Below are 16,076 nucleotides of genomic sequence, written 5' to 3'. Positions count from 1 at the left end.
GGACGTGAACTTCCAAGTCACGGTCCTCAAGATCCTGGTGGCATATCCGGATGGGTTTGCCGTGATGGAGGACCTCAAGAGGGACATGGCCATCCTGGCGACCAGCGGACGCGATTGGGCGGAGCGGACCAGACGCCTCGCGGCGCGGGTGCCGGATCTTAACATCTGGTCACAAGGGCTCGTCGAACGCACAAGGGGTGGTTGGAGGCTGACTTCCAAAGGACGCGAAGTGCTTGAATTTATGGAAGCCCGACCGATGCCGGAGCCAATCCAAGCGGCGGCGGCCAGCGAGACGATCCCGCCGGTAGCCGAAATAGCGGCGGTTCCTCCGCTCCCGCAGCTCGCCGACCGTGCGAAGCTGCGGCGCGAACGCCGTGAACGCCGCCGCAAGGCCCGCGAACGAGCCAGGGCGAACACCTCCTAGTCAAAGAAAAAAGCCGCCAGCGGAGCTCGGCGGCTTTGTTAGTTCTGGACTGTCGATTGCCTCCCCAGCCCTAAAGCGTACCGCCGTACCTTGTTTGCGGCCAAGCCGGCCGATCTACCGACCGCTTTTCGATTCGGCCATCAGGCGGCCGAGTTGTGCACCGGGCTCTTACAGGCCCGGTAGGGCCTGAAACGAGGTGGGCGGGCGGCGCACCCGCAAGATATCGCCGGCCACGACCGCCCCTCCGCCCCGCACCATGCCCAGCACCCCACATCTCAATGCAGGGCCCGTTTCCGCCGAGGAGAGCACGCGCCGCTTAAGGCCCGCCCGGAAGCGGTCGATCAGGACATAGGGCGTGCGGAGGCCGGTCAACTCGACGATGGCTGTGGGCCCGAGCTCGTCCCGAGCGGCATCCGTTCGAGGTCCAGGCCCGCAGTGGTGATGTTCTCGCCGAGCTCTCCGGCTCGCACCAGGAAACCAGCCTCCTAGAGAGATGCGAAGAGCTCGAATGGGATCAGGTGGACCTGCCGCAGGTTGGGAAGCCGGCGTCGGCGCCGGGCGAGATAGCGATGCCGGACGAACGCACGGGCGTGGGCGTCGCCTTCGACGCCGTGGCCTTCCACCAGGACTATGCGGCCCTGGATCGGCTTGCTGAAGTGGTGCCCGCAATCGGCGGCGACCGCCACCACCCTTCCCTCGATCGAGAGATCGTCGCCATTCGACATCAGGCGGCGCGAGCAAGCGAGCGGCGCTTCTGGCGGAGGTAGCGCGTGATCTCGGGAAGAGTCATCGCGTTCAGGACCCGGTCGGCAGGGACACCGCCCTTGCGGGCCATCTCGACGCCCCAGTGCATGTGGTCGAGCTCGGGAATCGAGTGCGCGTCCGGATTGATGCTCATCATGCAGCCGAAATCGAGCGCAGCCTGGTGCCAGCGCCAATCCAGGTCTAGCCGCCACGGATGAGCGTTGATCTCGACGACCACGTCATGCTTTGCGCAAGCCCGAAGCACCTTCTCGATATCGATTTCGTAGCCAGGCCGGCGCTGCAGTTCTCGCCCGGTCATGTGGCCTATGATGGTGGTGTGGGGATGGGAGATCGCCCGAAGCAGGCGCTGCGTCTGTTCCTTGCGGTCCAGTTTGAACCGGCCGTGGATGCTGGCGACGATGAAGTCGAAGCGTTCAAGCACCTCGTCGTCATAGTCGAGCGACCCGTCCGCCAGAATGTCGGACTCGATGCCTTTCAGGATCCGGAAATCCTTGCCGAAGCGCTTGTTCAGCCGGTCGGCTTCCCCGTGCTGCTGCGCGATCTCCTCCACGGAGAGACCGCCGGCATAGTGGGCGGACTTCGAATGGTCGGCAACCCCGAAATACTCGAACCCGCGCTGGCGGGTGGCCTTCGCCATCGTCTCCAGGGTCTCTGTCCCGTCAGAAGCATCGGTGTGGCAGTGAAGGATTCCGCGCAGATCCTGGTCGGTGATGAGCTTCGGCAACTTGCCCTTCAGAGCCAGCTCGACCTCGTTGCGCCCCTCCCGGAGCTCGGCATCGATGAAGGGCAGCCCGAGAGCGTGGTAGATGTCGGCTTCGTCGCTGGCAACCACCGTGCGGCCCTTGTGCAAACCGTCGGCCTCCAACCGCAATCCCTTCTTAGCGGCTATCGCTTGGAGCTGCTCGATGTGAGCGGCGGAGCCGGTGGCGAAGAGAAGGGCGGCGCCGAAGTGTTTGCGGTCGGACAAACGGATCCGCAGCCTATCGGTCTGAGCAGGCTCCGATGTCTTGCCGCCCTTGGGAGCTTCTGCAACGATCGTTAGTTCGCGGACGAGCTCGCAGCCGCGCCGGAAGTCGCCTGCGAGCGTCACGCGCTTCAGCTCGGGATGGGCCTTTCGGATCGAATCCTTCGCCTGCGCAAGCAGAGCGGCGGCACGGTGCAGATGGAGGCGGCCTTCTCCACTTTTGGCGATCGCCAGATTCTGCAGGATCTTGGTCTGCAGCGCGGCTCCGAGCCCCTTGGCCTTCTTGATGCGGTGCTCCTTGGCGGCAGCCTCCAGCTCGGCGAGCGAGCCGATGCCGAGATCCTTGTAGAGGCGCAGCACTTCTCCGGACGCAGACCCGGAACGGCAAGCATCTGGAGCACCCCCTCAGGAATCTCCTTCCGCAGCTTTTCGAGGCTCGGATGAGTGCCCGTCTGGTGAAGTTTAGTGATAATGTCGGCGATAGCATCGCCGACGCCCGGGATTTCCGTGAGACGATCTTCGGCGATGACCGCGTCCAGCGGGACGACAAGGGCGCCCAAGCTATCGGCGGCCCGAGAATAGGCTTTTGCACGGTAGGGGTTGCCGCCACGCAACGCGGTGCGCTGCGCATATTCTCGCAGGAGTCCTGCTACGGTGCGAGCGTCGAGGGAAGTCACTCAACGAACCTCCTGCCCGGCCCGATGAGGACTCGTTGCGGCAAAGCGAGTTCGAGGGGCCATGTCGTCGTTGGGCCGACTCTCCAGAGATCTGTCGAGCTTCTGCGCTGCCCGGAAGTCTTCCAGGTGTTGCGTGTTCGGGCCATAAGCCGCCTCCTTCTTGAGAAGGTTATAGATCCGGCCGACCACAAGCTGCAGGTGCTTCATCCGGCCCTTCGGCATCGATCGGGCCTTGCAAAAAGCTCGGACGGCGTAGGCGCGGAAGTAGTCGAATGCGTCTGACATGATCGGTAAACGCCTGTTCCCGCCGATAGTTCTGCAGCCAAGGCTATCACACGCGCCCTATCAAAGGTCCTGGGATGGTCCTTGAAAGGCGGGTGCCGCAGCTCCACCGGGTTTGCCCGATACTCGATCTCGGCGAGCGATTTCGCTGTTCTGCTCATCCGGCTCCACGGCTCGCGCTCAATTCGTCCTAATCGTGACGGTTTGCTCGTTTGCTTGCGCCGCGCGGCCCGTGACGGGTCATAAGCGATCCATAAGGCCGCTCTTCGGTGGGGCCCGATTGTGTGTTCACTAGCTGACCGTAATCCAGGAAAATCACAGGAACCTAGGCCGGTCGATCGCCATCCCACCGAACCTGTTGTAATCGACACAAAGTCCCAGCCGATCAGCTTCGGGTAGGGGTCGTAGACGGGTGATAGAGCGGGCCAATGACAGGTGAAGCTAACATTGGTGCGGCCATGACAGCTGCACGGCAGCACGCAATCGATCGGTTGAGAACCCTGCACTACTCCGCCCGAGACCGTAAATCGATGTTCGGTCGAGCCTCGACCAAGCTGAGGCGACGGTCAGGGACGTCAGACAAAGCCACTGGACCGTCTTCGTGCTGATGATGCAGAGCGACCGAAGGTGTCTCGTTGGCGATTAGGTCAATTAGGAACGAGGGCTCGGATTCTACATTGCTTGTGAGGTGCAAATCGGGAGACCTCAGCATGGCAATGCAAATCGTGATGGATCACAGCGGCGATAGCCGGCACTTCTTCGACAGCTCCAATGCAGAAGCTTTGGAAGAGGCGGAGAGGCTTTTTCTGCAATTTACGAGCAAAGGTTATACCGCGGCGGTACGGAAGGGGCCTGGTGAGGCAACAAGGATCACCACGTTCGATCCGACTGCCGAAGAGACATTGTTTTTCCCGCGGCTCGTCGGCGGGTGAGCACCAGTGAAGAAGAGGTTCGGTCGCGTCGGCCCGTGGACCCTTCGGAGCCTGGCTGTTGGTAGGCTTTATCAAGCAGCAAAGGAGGAGAAAACGGTCCAGGCTCGAGCGCTGCGACTGCTGCATTCCTGGCTTTCGCCCCAGCAAAGGGTCGAATTCGATAGGAAAGGATATTTCGACGTCATTGGGTGCGATACCGGAAAGCGGTACCGCATCCGGCTGGGAACGTCCGGCAACGTCAACGAAATCGACGAATACGGGCGGCTCGGGAAAGGGTGGTGCTTCGTTCCGGTGGGTGGCTTGGTCCTGGGCGATGTCATGCTCGCCCAAAAAATAGCTCTTGAAACGGATGAGGCACGGGTCTTGAGCATCGCCAATAGCTTCCCGGGGCCGATCCGTTGGCGCCGTCCCGGTACTCGTCCGCCCGAGGGGAGATTTCCGCTCGGACGTGTCGGGTAGAGGCAGACCGGCGTCGCCGACCGGCCGGCCTTCTGTGCGGCCGGTAGCATGGTGCGCGAGGCCCGCAGCGTCGCGGCGCCCGAGAAGCTGGCGCGCGAGCGCGGCCACAGCGGCATGGCGATCGTGCTCGCAAAGCGGTTTTGCAGGTAGAGATCTGCGCCGGCCGGCCTCCCCGCCATCACCACTAGAGAAGGAAGGACACCATGCAAGGGCGCCGATGCCGTCTGTGCGACCGCTTGCAAGTGCGCCGATCTATTCAGAGGAGAGAGAGCAACTCAGCGGCACAACGTGTAGCGAAGCGTGTAGCAAGCGTTTTGGCGCGCACCCGAACGCTGATTGTCGGGGCTCTCGGCGTCGTGGCGCTCCCTAGGGGCCCCCATTGAACCCGCCGGGGTACCGGGGTTCGAGGTCGCCGAATTTTGTCAGACAGTGCAGAATTGCATCGCATCCGAACAACCGTTCCCAGCGGGCATTCAGTTTCGTTCCCGCGGTGATCGTCGTCTCGATGTTTTCCAGCATTTCGCCGAGCCGTTCCGCAAGGCGTTCGCACAGAACCCGGGACTGCCTGTCCTGGGCGGCCCTCGCTAATCGAGCACATTCAGCTTCATGTTGGCGAATCTTCTCAAGCTGAGCAACGAGTTCTTCCATATCCTATGTGGACAGTCACACCCGGTACTTCACACCTGCGACGACGTTTAGCGGCCACACCTGAGATCTGGCAAATTTCCAAGGTGGGTGTCGCGGTATGGCCGAACCCATTAGAAGGCCGCTAACGCGCTTTGAGGGCGCGCGCGACGGTTCTTAAGGGCGGCCTCGACAAACCTGGGAAGAGACCTGCTTGCCCGCAGTCGTCAAGCAGAGCTTACGCGACGCATGAACGAACTAGGCGTGCACGCGCCATTCAACCAATCGGAAACCCAAGATCGTAGCCCGGCGACCGCGAAGCCGAAAGTACAGGTCGACGAAACCATTTCATGGCGGAAGGAAAAGAACCTGAAACGCACGCTATCTACACTCCAAGATCGCAATGGAGGGGAATGGAGCCCCCACTGCAGTTGCAAAGGAGGAGCGATCATGCGTGTACATTCCACTCTGAGCCTCGTCGCAGTTCTCCTGGTCGGTGTCGCCGCAAAGCTTGCTTTCTTCGATCCTCATCTTGCACGGGCGGTCCCGTCAAGCGCTAGCGTGGATATCCAAACGATGCAGCGAAGCATCACGAATCTGCCGCTGCAGAAATTCCAGGATATGACGTTCGTTTTTGCCGATTGATCGGCGGCTCCCATCTCGCGCGGCGTGCTGCCGTGAGCTTCATTGCGCCGCAGCCTTGCGATCGACTAGGCGCGCCAAGTCCTTCCATGCCAGTGCGACCCGCAGCCATCGGTCGCGCTCTGCTTGACAAGTCGCGGCGATCGCTTTTCTCATTGCGGCAAGAGCTTCTGCTTGATGGTCAAGCTCTCGAATCATGGATGGTATCGTTCGCCAGGATTATTAAAGCAGACGAAAATCGACACTCCGGAAAATTACCGGCTCTCGGGCCGCTGACTTTGTGGTCGAAATTGCGAATCTGCTAGCGTCCGCTCGCGACGGAATTCGGTGAGGCTGGACATTTGCAAGCAGTGCCGTGCGGCATAGATGCCGCGTGGCCCTTCGCCCGTGGCGAGTTGATGGGCCGCTCTGCAACCTCACGTGCCGCTTGAGGGCTTGTTCGCCTGAGTACGTTGGGCGTGGCATTCTGCCCGGGCTCATTTTTGGGAACAAGGGGCAGGCAAACAGTTGTCGCTATACTTTGATGCCCATTCCCAGCCCCGGGGTATAGCAGCATGCTAATGGCCCAGCTGCCCCGCTGGGACCGCTGAATTTGGTGTCCCGTTTAGGCGATCATTTGATAGCTTGTGATCGGATGGCTGCTGATACGGTTGCCTTCAACCTGGGGGGCGACCATGAATCGACTGAAGGACGCATTGGGGCACTTCGAAGTTCCAAGTTGCCCGAATTGCCACCTCTCCATGAGGTGGTTTCGATCTGAGTTGGTGCGAGACAATCCCGAACCGATGATCGCCCACCTTTTCATCTGCCCAAACTGCAAGTGCACTGCGCGGCGGGATACCAAGGCTAAGCCGATTGCCCTGCCGCCTGACAAGCAGGCTCTTTCCCGCTTTCGCGTGATCACAGGAGCACGGTAAAGCTCTCAAGCCACCACTTTGGCACTCGCTCCTAGTTGACTGATGTCTAACGGCTGAAGCTACTGACATCATGTCCGGCTCGCGGCTTCTATCGATCACTGGGAGACCAGTCGCGCTCCTGCGCCCTGAAAGGAGCAGCAGCGATGATGGCGATCTCGCGCCGCATCTCCACCATTAATCTCACGCGCGGATAAGAACACGTCCTCAACCTCTTTCAAGAGGGCAAGGCTAAGATCATACATGGTTCGACGTCTCGGCCACCCGCTTTAAGGGCCCAAGGTCTTCACCGAGAGTTAGGCAACCAAGCCGCAGCGTCTCCGGCGACGAGAAGCTGCCTTCGACAAGACTTTGGACTGCACCCCTGAAGTGAGACACGATAATTACAGTGACAGGCATTTCGAGGATGACCTGTGGCAGGACGAGGAAAGAAGCGTCAGTTTCGGACGGCTTACAAATTGAAGGCGATCAAGCGGCTTGAGCGCGGCGAAGGCGCCTTTCCTGTGGCCCGCGAGCTTGGGATCTCCCGCAAGATTCTTCATGACTGGATCAAAGCCTGAAACGCCGATGGGCCGGACGGTTTGAACCGGAAGCCCGGACCCAAACCTGGTCCCCGCAAGCTCAAGCCGCTAGCGACATACGACGACAAGCGCTCCGCCCTCGCGCTTGCCAATGCCCGCATCGCCGAACTCGAGCGGCTGGTGGGCCGCCAGCAGATGGACCTCGATTTTTTTCGTGACGGGTAACAGCCACCCTCAGACGCCAAGGCATGGTCGTAAACGCCAAGAAAGTTCAGCGACTTATGCGCGAAGATAACCTGCTGGCGCAGCGCAAGACGCCGTTCCTGAAGCCGCCCACGGAGCGGCCATCGGGCTTTCTCGTCGTCCCGCGGCCTGGTGCCGTCCGCACCCGACCAGATCTGGGTCGCGGACATCACCTATGTGCATTTGGCCAAAACCTTCGCCAATCTCGCCGTCATTCTCGACGCGTTCTCGCGCAAGCCTGTTGGCTGGGCCTTCGAAGAGACACTCGATGCTTCGCTTGCCATCGCCGCGCCGGAAAAAGCCATCGCGGGTCGGGGACCGGCACCGGGCAGCCTGATCCATCACTCCGACCGCGGCGTGCAAGGCGGATTCAAGCGGCCGTCGCAACACCAATTGTTTTGCACTCATGACAGTAGTTCGTCAGGCGCTTCTGCCGGCGTTCTCCAGCGTCTTTGTCGGTCGGGCATTGAGGGCCGCTGCTACAGCGAATATCTCGTCGGCACTGTGGATGCTCAGGTCTGTGCCTTTCGGGAAGCGCGCAGCCCATTGGTGTTCTCGTTAGTGCCGCGCTGCCAAGGGCTTTGCGGGTCGCAGAAGTAGACCTGGATGCCTGCGTCGATCTTGAGGCGGTCGTGCTGAGCCATTTCGGCGCCTTGATCCCAAGTCAGCGTTCGACGTAGTTCTTCGGGCAAGGTGATGATTGTGCGCGAGATTGCGTCACGCACCGCTTCCGCCCGTGTCCCGCAAGCGCAGGTCCGTTCTTCTTGCGAGGAGCTTCGCCATGCCCCGCCAACCGGGGAAGCTGCAATAGCATTGTGAAGCGCGTCATGCGCTCAACCAACGTGACGATCGCCGAGCTGCCGAGACCGAGGATCAGGTCCCCCTCCCGATGTCCCGGCACTGCTCGATCGGCCGCTTCAGCGGGGCGTTCACTGATCAGGATCTCCGGTGAAACAAAGCGCTTGCCCCGCCTGCGTACGCGCGCCCTGGGCACGCTCGACACGCGTCCGCTTCGTAAGCAGGCCGTCAGCTCGGCGCGTATTGCGCCGCGGCCCTGAACGAAGAGAGCCTGATAGATGGCTTCGTGGCTGATGCGCATCGTCTTGTCGTCCGGCAAGTCGATCGGCAAGCGTCGGGCAATCTGCGCAGGGCTCCATGCCTTGGCCCATGGTCGATCCTTTCGCCGGCCATGCCGGCGGCCGTTCCACCGAACGGCAGGAGCTACAACGCCGCCGGCAAGTCTCCACTCCACATAAGTGCGCAAGGCTCGTTGATCGCAAGCTTGGTCGGGCTTGGGCCGGCGGGCAGATCGGTCTGCACGCCATTGGGCAGTTGTTGTCCGATCGCCGCAGTTCACGGGAGACCGTCGAAGCATCCCGCCCCAAGCGGCGCCCGATCTCCGTATAGAATGGCCTTGCACCTTTAGAAGGGCGATTTCCTCACGTTCAGGCAATGAAAGGTGGCGCCCCGGAGCGAGGCTTGCCCGAAGATCTAACATCGCTGGTGACATGCCGCCTGCCTTTCGGAACAATCTGCTTCCGACAGGTTGCGATACAATCAAGACCCGGAGCGGACGCAGGCCGGCTCTCCGGCGCGATCCTGCTCCTACCGTTTTTGCTCGCTAGGCTGAGGAAGCGACCTAACTGTTCCCTGGGTAGCAGCGCGAACACTTGGACTGAATGTACATTAATCAGCATGAACGACCAATTCAGGAAATTTGGCGTCATGGGTATCGAGCGTATGCACTCGCCTCACTACTGGGAGATGCGAGCGGAGGAGTTTCGGGCGAAGGCAGACAACTGCGAGCATCCTGAGACAAGGAAAAGCTTGCGTAACGTCGCTAAGACCTATGAGGAGCTCGCGCGCCGGGCGGAGCAGGTCCGCACCCTCCGAGACGTAGCAGAGCAGCCCGTTAGGAACTCCGGCAACTAGTGCGGCACTGCTTGTCTCGCCGCGCTGGTGCGCAGAGGGGCCGACTCGCCGGATTGGCTATCTTGATGGTGCGACCCTGTAGTTGCCGCTGTTCAAAGGTGTCGCAGGGAAGCTTGCGGCGATTATGGCCGGATTGAAGGGAAGAACCTGATCATTGACTGCCGATCGCATGTCGCGATTAGACATACTCTCCGAGCGTCAGTGCAAGACGCAGGCAAGGTTCGCCCATGCACACTACCTGTTAGACCCCTGGCGCTCTTCGGTGGCGAGTTCCACCTTGGTAGCGAGCCCCAATAGGTGCGAGGAGAGATCAGCAAACAACTCCCTCTTCGATTGGTCGGCTGCGTGGCGTCTGCTGATATGCGCGCACTCCTCCGCTTCCGTGAGGAGTTTCTCTAGGTGGGTTTGCATGTCGTACATGGCTGTACCCTTGCGGCACTAACGTGCTGGCACGCCAGCGCGTCGCGGAACTGACGTTCCTCATCTTCAATGGGCCGCCGGGTTGGTCGTTCCTAAAGCGAATTGGCTGTCAGGGGCAAATCGGACGCCGATCTAACTTGGCGTCCACCGCTGCCTTTGACCCAATGCCGGCATTCGCTAACAGGATCTCGTGCACGCGCCGATCAGGGGCACGTGGCTCTAGCCGGTATCCCTGCGAATCCCACGCGGCGAATCGCCGAAGCGAGCTCGGAACAGGCGATTGAAATGCGAAACATCCGAAAAGCCTACCTCCAGCGCGATGTCGGAAATCAGCTGCGTGCTGGCGCGCGCCTCGGTTAACAGTTTGAACGCAAGTTGGAGACGTAGCTCATTCACGTGCCCGTGAACGATGATCCTGATAATGCCATCAGGCGCTGCAGATAGCGAGGTGAAATGCCTTGGCGATGAGCAACCTACTCGACGCTAAGCCCGGGCTTCTGAAAGTGTGCCGCGATGTAGTCGAGTACGGCGCTGTGGCGCGCGGCCACGACCGCACTCGCATCACTCTCGCCCAAGGGAGCGCACTCGCTGACCGCGAGCGCAACAAGATCACAGGTGTGGGCTACGATCGCATCACGCAGCTTGGGGGCGGCCAGAGCCCCCTCCTTAAATGCTGACTTCAGGTAGGCCATGAGGAGGCGGAGTGGTTCATTTCTCTGCGGAATCGGCCGCATGGCGAGGCTCTCGATATCTGCCACGCGCTGCGCAAGGGCCTCGCGGGGCACCGCCAGACCAAATAGCATTCCGTCGATAAGTGACGGTAGCGGGTTCCGAATGCAGAATCGAGGTTGCGTCGCCGGCGCAAAGCTCGATGTCCCGGCCGCGCTGCGATAAGCGAGTTTTGCCGGGTAAGCAGACAATTAGGCCGATTGAGTCGTCGCCGTCAGCAACGCTCGCCCCCAAACGCTTGAAGCACATGGGAGAGCCTTTCAGTGCGAGCGCGCGCAGACCCCGGAGCGCTTGCAATGTTGCGTCGGCTTGAAACGGAACGTTCGTTAGAGGTTCGATATCGACGTGAACTATTCCCCGCACAAACCTCTCGCGCCATAGTGGAAGTCGCATTCGCTCCGGATGCTCGCGCGACGAGAATCGATGCGACACGAAATTGGCTGCGTCCGTAGACATGGGGACCTCCAGCCTTGATAAGCCACTGGGCGAAAATGCTGCGGCAGGACAGCTACCGGTATCCGTATTTTGCAATTCGCGCACCGACCGTCCCCTCAGGTACGCAGGATTCCAAGAAGCTAGTTCATTTGTCTGCTAGTCTCATTCACCTGTGATTGATGCTGATGTGAACTGGCTCACGTGGCGGCCAGAAAATTAGGACAATTATTGATTGCAAATGCCACGTGCAAATATCTCCTTTAAGAGGAGATGATTGTAACTACTCTATTTCAAATTGCTGCCATCGGATCCAGTTTGAACACCCCTGGCTGCAAGACCAGATTCAACTTTATCGGACTGCTCGCGACTAATCGGCCTCATCGGCCCGCGGGCGGAAGTTCTGCAGAACAACACTGTCCTCTGATCCGGTCTCCTATCGTGCCTTGATCGCCGCATTACCTTTAAGGTTCGTCGGACCCAAATCACTCCCCGGCACTGTTCCTTCTTAGCTGCCGGATGAAATGGTCGAAATCTGTCACATGGGACGTCAATCGTGGTGATCAGGAAGAGGTTCGATCATGTCCACCATACTCAACATGCTTTATCGCGAGTACTGCCGGGCCCGCCTCACCGAAATGCGAAAGCAACTTTTGATACGGGGCATTGGCGACAAAATCCTGGAAGCGCCTTGGGAGGACGATGATCCTCCCTACCCTGGCGCTCGGAGGAGTAGCTGGGCGACGAAGGAGCCTCCATCATCCATCGGATAGCTGGAGCGCGTTATCGACCCTATGAGGCGCGAGCGCGGGCCAACAGATGGATGATCGAAGTCAAACCTCGACGCGATTGTTCGGCGAAACTCCGCCGGAGTTCAGAGCGGACGGCCGTGATCTGCGTATCGATGTCTGCCGCGGGATCGCGTTATGGTGGATCTTTCTCGATCATGTTCCTAATAACATTGGAAGCTGGCTGACACCGCGCAACTACTGTTCTGCGATGCCGCCGAGATCTTCATGTTCCTCTCGGGCGTGACCTGTGCGCTGGCCTACGGCAGGGCGCGTGAGCGCGAGGGCTGGAGCGGCATGATCGGCCGCTCGCTGCGCCGGGGATGGGACATCTATTCGGCGTTTCTACTGCTTACACTCGCCTGCGCCATCCTGGTCTACCTTGCGGGCAGCGATGACCTCGCCGACGGGAGCAATACGCGAATTCTGCTCGAACGTCCGGGCGTGACGCTTGCGCACGCCGCAATCCTGCAATACCGGCCTGTCAACACTGACGTCCTACCGGTTTTCATGATTTTCCACGTGCTGTTCGCGCCGCTGCTGTGGTTGCTGCTGCGAGCGCCGAACCTCACCCTTGGCATGTCCTTGTTGCTCTACGCGCTCGTGCACATCGTGGAGAGTGTCCGCCTGGCCCAACGGCGTCTGGTTCTTCAATCCGGTGGCTTGGCAGCTTCTGATCGTGCTGGGCGCATGGTGCGTCATTGAGGGAGAGAAATTCCGGCCCTGGATGATGTCACGCTTGGCGCTTGTTCCGGCCGTTCTCTATCTAGCTTTCGGCCTGGTGCTTGCGCGGAGTTGGAGCATCGAGCCGCTGGTATCGCAAAGTTTGACGGACCTGTCATTTCCACTGGATAAATCGAATCTCAGTCCGATACGGCTGCTGCACTTTGTGGCTTATGCAATTGTGGCGTTACGGTTCATTTCGCGGGATTGGGAGGGGCTATCGACGCCGGTGCTGCGCTGCGCGAAGTGCTGTGGCGAGAATTCGCTGCCGATCTATTGTCTCGGCGTCCTTCTGGCGCTCGCCAGCCAGCTTGCACTGCTCGACCTCTCGGAGGGGCTTGCGATGCAGATCGTGGTTAGTGTTGCCGGAGTGCTGATGATGATCGGCGTCGCGCGGTTACTGAACGCGATCGGCATCCAGCGCGACCGGAAGTCAGCAGCGACGCAGTCGATCGGGAAAGTTCCGTCGGTTCGCTAAACTGGTAGATCGCGGGTGGAGGACGGAGAGCAGCTCTTGGCCGATCTGCGAAGTCGCGCCTCGGGGGGTGGAAGTCTTGTTGAGCCAGATCGGACCAGATTTGCTCAACCTGAGTTCTTCGCCTTTTGACGCTGGCTGTGTGAATCCGCGAAGGATCGAAACACGACTAAATTACATTCTTCAGTTCGCCATCAAAGTTGAAGGCGCTGCGAGCTTGAGCCCAGAACGGGCTCGGACGAATAACTTCATCTATCGCGCTCAAGCGTCTTCGCGTTCTCACACGGCCAACACCCGTTGCCGACATCCGCCAATCTCGTCGATGCAGTCCCTGAGGAAGCGGATAGTTATCTCGGTTGAATGCGTCCGTCGGACTTATCGGCTACGATGAATCATAAGCCGCAGACCAATCGAAATCAGTTCCGGTACCTTCCTTTTACCCACCGTGCTGCTGCTGTTGGCAACGCTCCTGGTTCCGCGGGAGCGCGGGAACTCCTGAGGAGAATCTGCCGAGTGGCTATTCTGCATTTCTTCGCGGGCTCGGCGGCTCTTTTGGTCGCGGCCGCAATGCTGATCAATGCCGCGCACATCCGTTGGCACCCTTAAGAGAAGTGGACGGACGCCGCGGAACAAATCCGATCCAGGTTAAATAAAGCCGCGGTATTCAATAGGAGGGTTAGGAACGCCGATTGCGGTCTTTGATGCCGATCATGAAAAGTTCTAGTTCGATCATCACGAAAGCTGCTCCATTCACGAAGACGGTGAAGGGACCGAGCTCCGGGATATTGCCCAAGCCGAACACGAAGCTTGCCTATCGCTCGGCGAGGCTGCGCGAGAGTTCCTCGCTCGGCGCCGGAAAGGTCGACTTTCAGTCAGGGTCCGAGATAACGGCGGGTCGATCTTTGAGACCATCGTCCTGATCGACAGCAAATCACTGCCCTGAGAGGAGTGAAGGCGAGTAAACCCGGCCATTAGCCGAACAAGGCTGAGACCATCGTACTATCGGCGGCAGCCGGACGCGAAGCCGTGCTCCCTTCGACCGCTGCTTGTGACCCGCATCTCGCCGTGGTGTCTGCGCGGGCTCTGCAATGGGTGTCGCGCCTGCATTTGGTGGTGCGGATAGGGGCCGCTTTGACCCGAAGCGGTCGTTGCCTTGCTCCTGACTTGCATTGAGACGACACGCGTTCTCTACGTTGGGAGTTCAGGCTACGGCTTTAGATGCGTGCCTCGACCCATTGATGCAAATAGTCAGTAATATTCATTTCGAATATGGGGACACCGATAGGTGCAAGTGCAGCCAAAATCCTCCTCTTATGAGGTCGTGCAATGCGAGAACCCAGATATAATTCGGACACAAGTCTTTCGCCGGCTATTTCAAGACGGCCGCGCGGACCCAACAACCGCCATTCGCGCTCGTATGCCAATTGAAGTTTTTGTGAGAGAAAATCTTTCGTCGCGCATTGGCAGTAAATCAATTTGTCACGGTTCGAGTCAGCCCCCCAATTCAGGTAGTTTGATGCGGCACGAGGCGGCATTCTAAATCTCCCCATCGGAAATGGGAGAGTCCTGCAATGACCGGCGGAAGCATCGCCTCGCGAACCGCGCCGGCGAGTGACACGCTTGCAAAGCCTGTTCGCCCGTCGGAGCGACTCGACGCGATTGACGCCCTGCGGGGCTTGGCCCTGCTCGGCGTGCTGGCCATGAACATCGTGACCATATTTCGGGTCTCCATCTTCGCGTCGTTCTTGCCGAACGCGGAGCCGGCGGGGCCGCTCGACCGGGCGGTGGCGGCCGTGCTGACGGTCGCCGTCGACTCCAAGGCGATTGCGCTGTTGTCGCTGCTGTTCGGCGTCGGCCTCGCCATCCAATTCGAGCGGCTTGCCGGCAATCCACGGCGCATGATCTTGCTCGCGCGCAGGCTGGTGGTGTTGCTGGGGATTGGCTTCGTGCATCTCCATCTGATCTGGAGCGGCGACATTCTCGTCCATTATGCGCTGGCGGGCTTCGTGGTGCTGCCCTTCCTTGGCGGCGCGCGGTGGCTCATGGCGGGTGGAGCCCTGCTGCTCCTGGGGCTCTACGTGACCATGCCGGTGCTACCGCCGATCGTGCCGCTGCCGGATGCGGCCGGGATGGCCGCTCTTGCCGCGGACGCAACGCGTGCCTACGGCACGGGCGGATTTTTCGATGTGCTCGCGTTCCGGATCCGCGAGGTGACGGTGATTCTTCCGCTGCAGGTCATGGCCTTGCCGCGCACTGTCGCGCTGTTCCTGGTCGGCGCCTTCGCGTGGCGCAGCGGGGTTTTGCGTTGGGCTTCGGCGAGCCGGCGACTGCTGTTCGTCGTCGCAACCTTTGGCATTCTTCTCGGCGCCGGATTGAGTCTCGCGGCAGCAGGACAGGAGCTCTTCGATTGGCCGTCGCTCGGGCGCGCGCATTTTTCGGTAGAACAGCTGGGGGCGGTCGTGTTGGCCCTGGGTTATGCGGCCGCAGTCATCGCCGCTGTGAACCTCTGGGGCGGGTGGAGGATGCTGGGCTGGGCCGCGCCGCTTGGCCGCATGGCGCTCACCAACTATCTCGCGCAATCTGTGATCTGCGGCTGGATCTTCTACGGCTATGGTCTAGGCCAATTTGGCCGCCTCGACGTGGCCGCGACACTGGCGATCGGCATTTTCGTGTATGTCGCGCAGGTGGTGTTCAGCGCGTGGTGGCTGGGCCGCTATCGGTTCGGTCCTGTCGAGTGGCTCTGGCGCTCTTGCATGTATGGGGTACCGCAGCCTATGCGGGCAAAGGTCAATCTACCCATCCTGCGCGCGACCACACCGGATTGATGCGGCCCCCAGATACCAAAGCTCGTTCTGCTTCAAGCGGAAGCCGCGCCAGCGCGTGAGGCTAGTTTTGGCCCCAAGCTGAGCAAGAAACGAGGCGTCGCGATATCGGCTGTCGACGGGAAACCGGACATTGCACCATGGTTCCGGTGACGAATCTCGGCCGGCGAGATCGCGCCGGCTCCTCTCCTGCTCTTTAGGCGCTTTGCCGCCTCTCCAGCGTCCTCGAAGCGATCGGACCGGACGAGAATGGCGCGGGGACGAGCAACGGGGTGCAAGTCTCAATACGACAGAACGCAAATTCCCGG

At 60.3% G+C, this 16,076-nt stretch carries 10 protein-coding genes and 6 pseudogenes; 10 read left to right on the top strand and 6 right to left on the bottom strand.

The features are described 5' to 3' along the window. The first annotated feature begins 4 nt into the window (after positions 1-4). The gene (locus AC24YW_RS27865; RefSeq protein ID WP_487485726.1) at positions 5-424 is read left to right on the top strand and encodes a hypothetical protein; all 420 of its coding nucleotides are present in this window, start codon (positions 5-7) and stop codon (positions 422-424) included. A gap of 485 nt (positions 425-909) precedes the next feature. Here the strand turns inward: AC24YW_RS27865 and AC24YW_RS27860 are convergent, their stop codons facing one another. From AC24YW_RS27860 to AC24YW_RS27850, 3 genes and pseudogenes are all read right to left on the bottom strand, one after another. Then, entirely contained in the window at positions 910-1,149 is a 240-nt protein-coding gene (locus AC24YW_RS27860; RefSeq protein WP_487485725.1) for a hypothetical protein, read from the bottom strand. Next, positions 1,149-2,830: pseudogene (locus AC24YW_RS27855) on the bottom strand (DNA polymerase/3'-5' exonuclease PolX). The gene AC24YW_RS27860 and the pseudogene AC24YW_RS27855 overlap by 1 nt, the downstream one beginning before the upstream one ends. Next, positions 2,831-3,115 (bottom strand): hypothetical protein, encoded by a 285-nt coding sequence (locus AC24YW_RS27850; protein ID WP_271595783.1) that lies wholly within the window; start codon positions 3,113-3,115, stop codon positions 2,831-2,833. A gap of 707 nt (positions 3,116-3,822) precedes the next feature. Here AC24YW_RS27850 and AC24YW_RS27845 point away from each other — a divergent pair. Beyond that, positions 3,823-4,044 carry a hypothetical protein gene (locus AC24YW_RS27845; RefSeq protein ID WP_487485724.1) on the top strand — a complete coding sequence of 74 codons (222 nt, stop codon included), beginning with the start codon at positions 3,823-3,825 and terminating at the stop codon, positions 4,042-4,044. Between the two features lie 6 nt (positions 4,045-4,050). Then, the gene (locus AC24YW_RS27840) at positions 4,051-4,503 is read left to right on the top strand and encodes a hypothetical protein (RefSeq protein ID WP_487485723.1); all 453 of its coding nucleotides are present in this window, start codon (positions 4,051-4,053) and stop codon (positions 4,501-4,503) included. A 366-nt stretch (positions 4,504-4,869) separates the two neighbouring features. On the opposite strand, the gene AC24YW_RS27835 is transcribed toward AC24YW_RS27840, so the two are convergent. Then, positions 4,870-5,151, bottom strand: a complete 282-nt coding sequence (locus AC24YW_RS27835) for a hypothetical protein (protein WP_487485722.1) — start codon at positions 5,149-5,151, stop codon at positions 4,870-4,872. A 225-nt stretch (positions 5,152-5,376) separates the two neighbouring features. Here AC24YW_RS27835 and AC24YW_RS27830 point away from each other — a divergent pair, with 225 nt between their 5' ends. From AC24YW_RS27830 to AC24YW_RS27815, 4 genes and pseudogenes are all read left to right on the top strand, one after another. Further along, positions 5,377-5,772, top strand: coding sequence for a hypothetical protein (locus AC24YW_RS27830; protein ID WP_487485721.1), 396 nt, complete (start codon positions 5,377-5,379; stop codon positions 5,770-5,772). A gap of 1,324 nt (positions 5,773-7,096) precedes the next feature. Then, a complete protein-coding gene (locus tag AC24YW_RS27825; protein WP_487485720.1) occupies positions 7,097-7,243 on the top strand; it encodes a transposase in 147 nt (48 codons plus the stop codon). 191 nt (positions 7,244-7,434) lie between these two features. Continuing rightward, positions 7,435-7,509 (top strand): annotated as a pseudogene (locus AC24YW_RS27820) (IS3 family transposase); the annotation flags it as partial. A gap of 70 nt (positions 7,510-7,579) precedes the next feature. Beyond that, positions 7,580-7,837 (top strand): annotated as a pseudogene (locus AC24YW_RS27815) (transposase); the annotation flags it as partial. 14 nt (positions 7,838-7,851) lie between these two features. Here the strand turns inward: AC24YW_RS27815 and AC24YW_RS27810 are convergent. Then, positions 7,852-9,002: pseudogene (locus AC24YW_RS27810) on the bottom strand (IS30 family transposase); the annotation flags it as partial. 1,016 nt (positions 9,003-10,018) lie between these two features. Beyond that, on the bottom strand, positions 10,019-10,195 hold the full coding sequence (locus tag AC24YW_RS27805; RefSeq protein ID WP_487485719.1) for a helix-turn-helix domain-containing protein: 177 nt from the start codon (positions 10,193-10,195) through the stop codon (positions 10,019-10,021). A 1,584-nt stretch (positions 10,196-11,779) separates the two neighbouring features. On the opposite strand from AC24YW_RS27805, the pseudogene AC24YW_RS27800 reads away from it, so the two are divergent. From AC24YW_RS27800 to AC24YW_RS27790, 3 genes and pseudogenes are all read left to right on the top strand, one after another. Further along, positions 11,780-12,949 (top strand): annotated as a pseudogene (locus AC24YW_RS27800) (OpgC family protein). A 733-nt stretch (positions 12,950-13,682) separates the two neighbouring features. After that, a pseudogene (locus tag AC24YW_RS27795) lies at positions 13,683-13,889 on the top strand (DUF6894 family protein); the annotation flags it as partial. A gap of 628 nt (positions 13,890-14,517) precedes the next feature. Continuing rightward, entirely contained in the window at positions 14,518-15,771 is a 1,254-nt protein-coding gene (locus tag AC24YW_RS27790; RefSeq protein WP_487485718.1) for a DUF418 domain-containing protein, read from the top strand. Positions 15,772-16,076: the final 305 nt, after the last annotated feature.

Source organism: Bradyrhizobium sp. USDA3516, assembly GCF_057651995.1.
This window is presented reverse-complemented; position numbering and strand designations above follow the sequence as displayed.

Bases quoted from the DNA above. Each gene is read 5' to 3' on its own strand.
- AC24YW_RS27860 (WP_487485725.1), bottom strand. From the start codon at position 1,149: ATGTCGAATGGCGACGATCTCTCGATCGAGGGAAGGGTGGTGGCGGTC.
- AC24YW_RS27850 (WP_271595783.1), bottom strand. From the start codon at position 3,115: ATGTCAGACGCATTCGACTACTTCCGCGCCTACGCCGTCCGAGCTTTT.
- AC24YW_RS27845 (WP_487485724.1), top strand. From the start codon at position 3,823: ATGGCAATGCAAATCGTGATGGATCACAGCGGCGATAGCCGGCACTTC.
- AC24YW_RS27835 (WP_487485722.1), bottom strand. From the start codon at position 5,151: ATGGAAGAACTCGTTGCTCAGCTTGAGAAGATTCGCCAACATGAAGCT.
- AC24YW_RS27830 (WP_487485721.1), top strand. From the start codon at position 5,377: ATGAACGAACTAGGCGTGCACGCGCCATTCAACCAATCGGAAACCCAA.
- AC24YW_RS27790 (WP_487485718.1), top strand. From the start codon at position 14,518: ATGACCGGCGGAAGCATCGCCTCGCGAACCGCGCCGGCGAGTGACACG.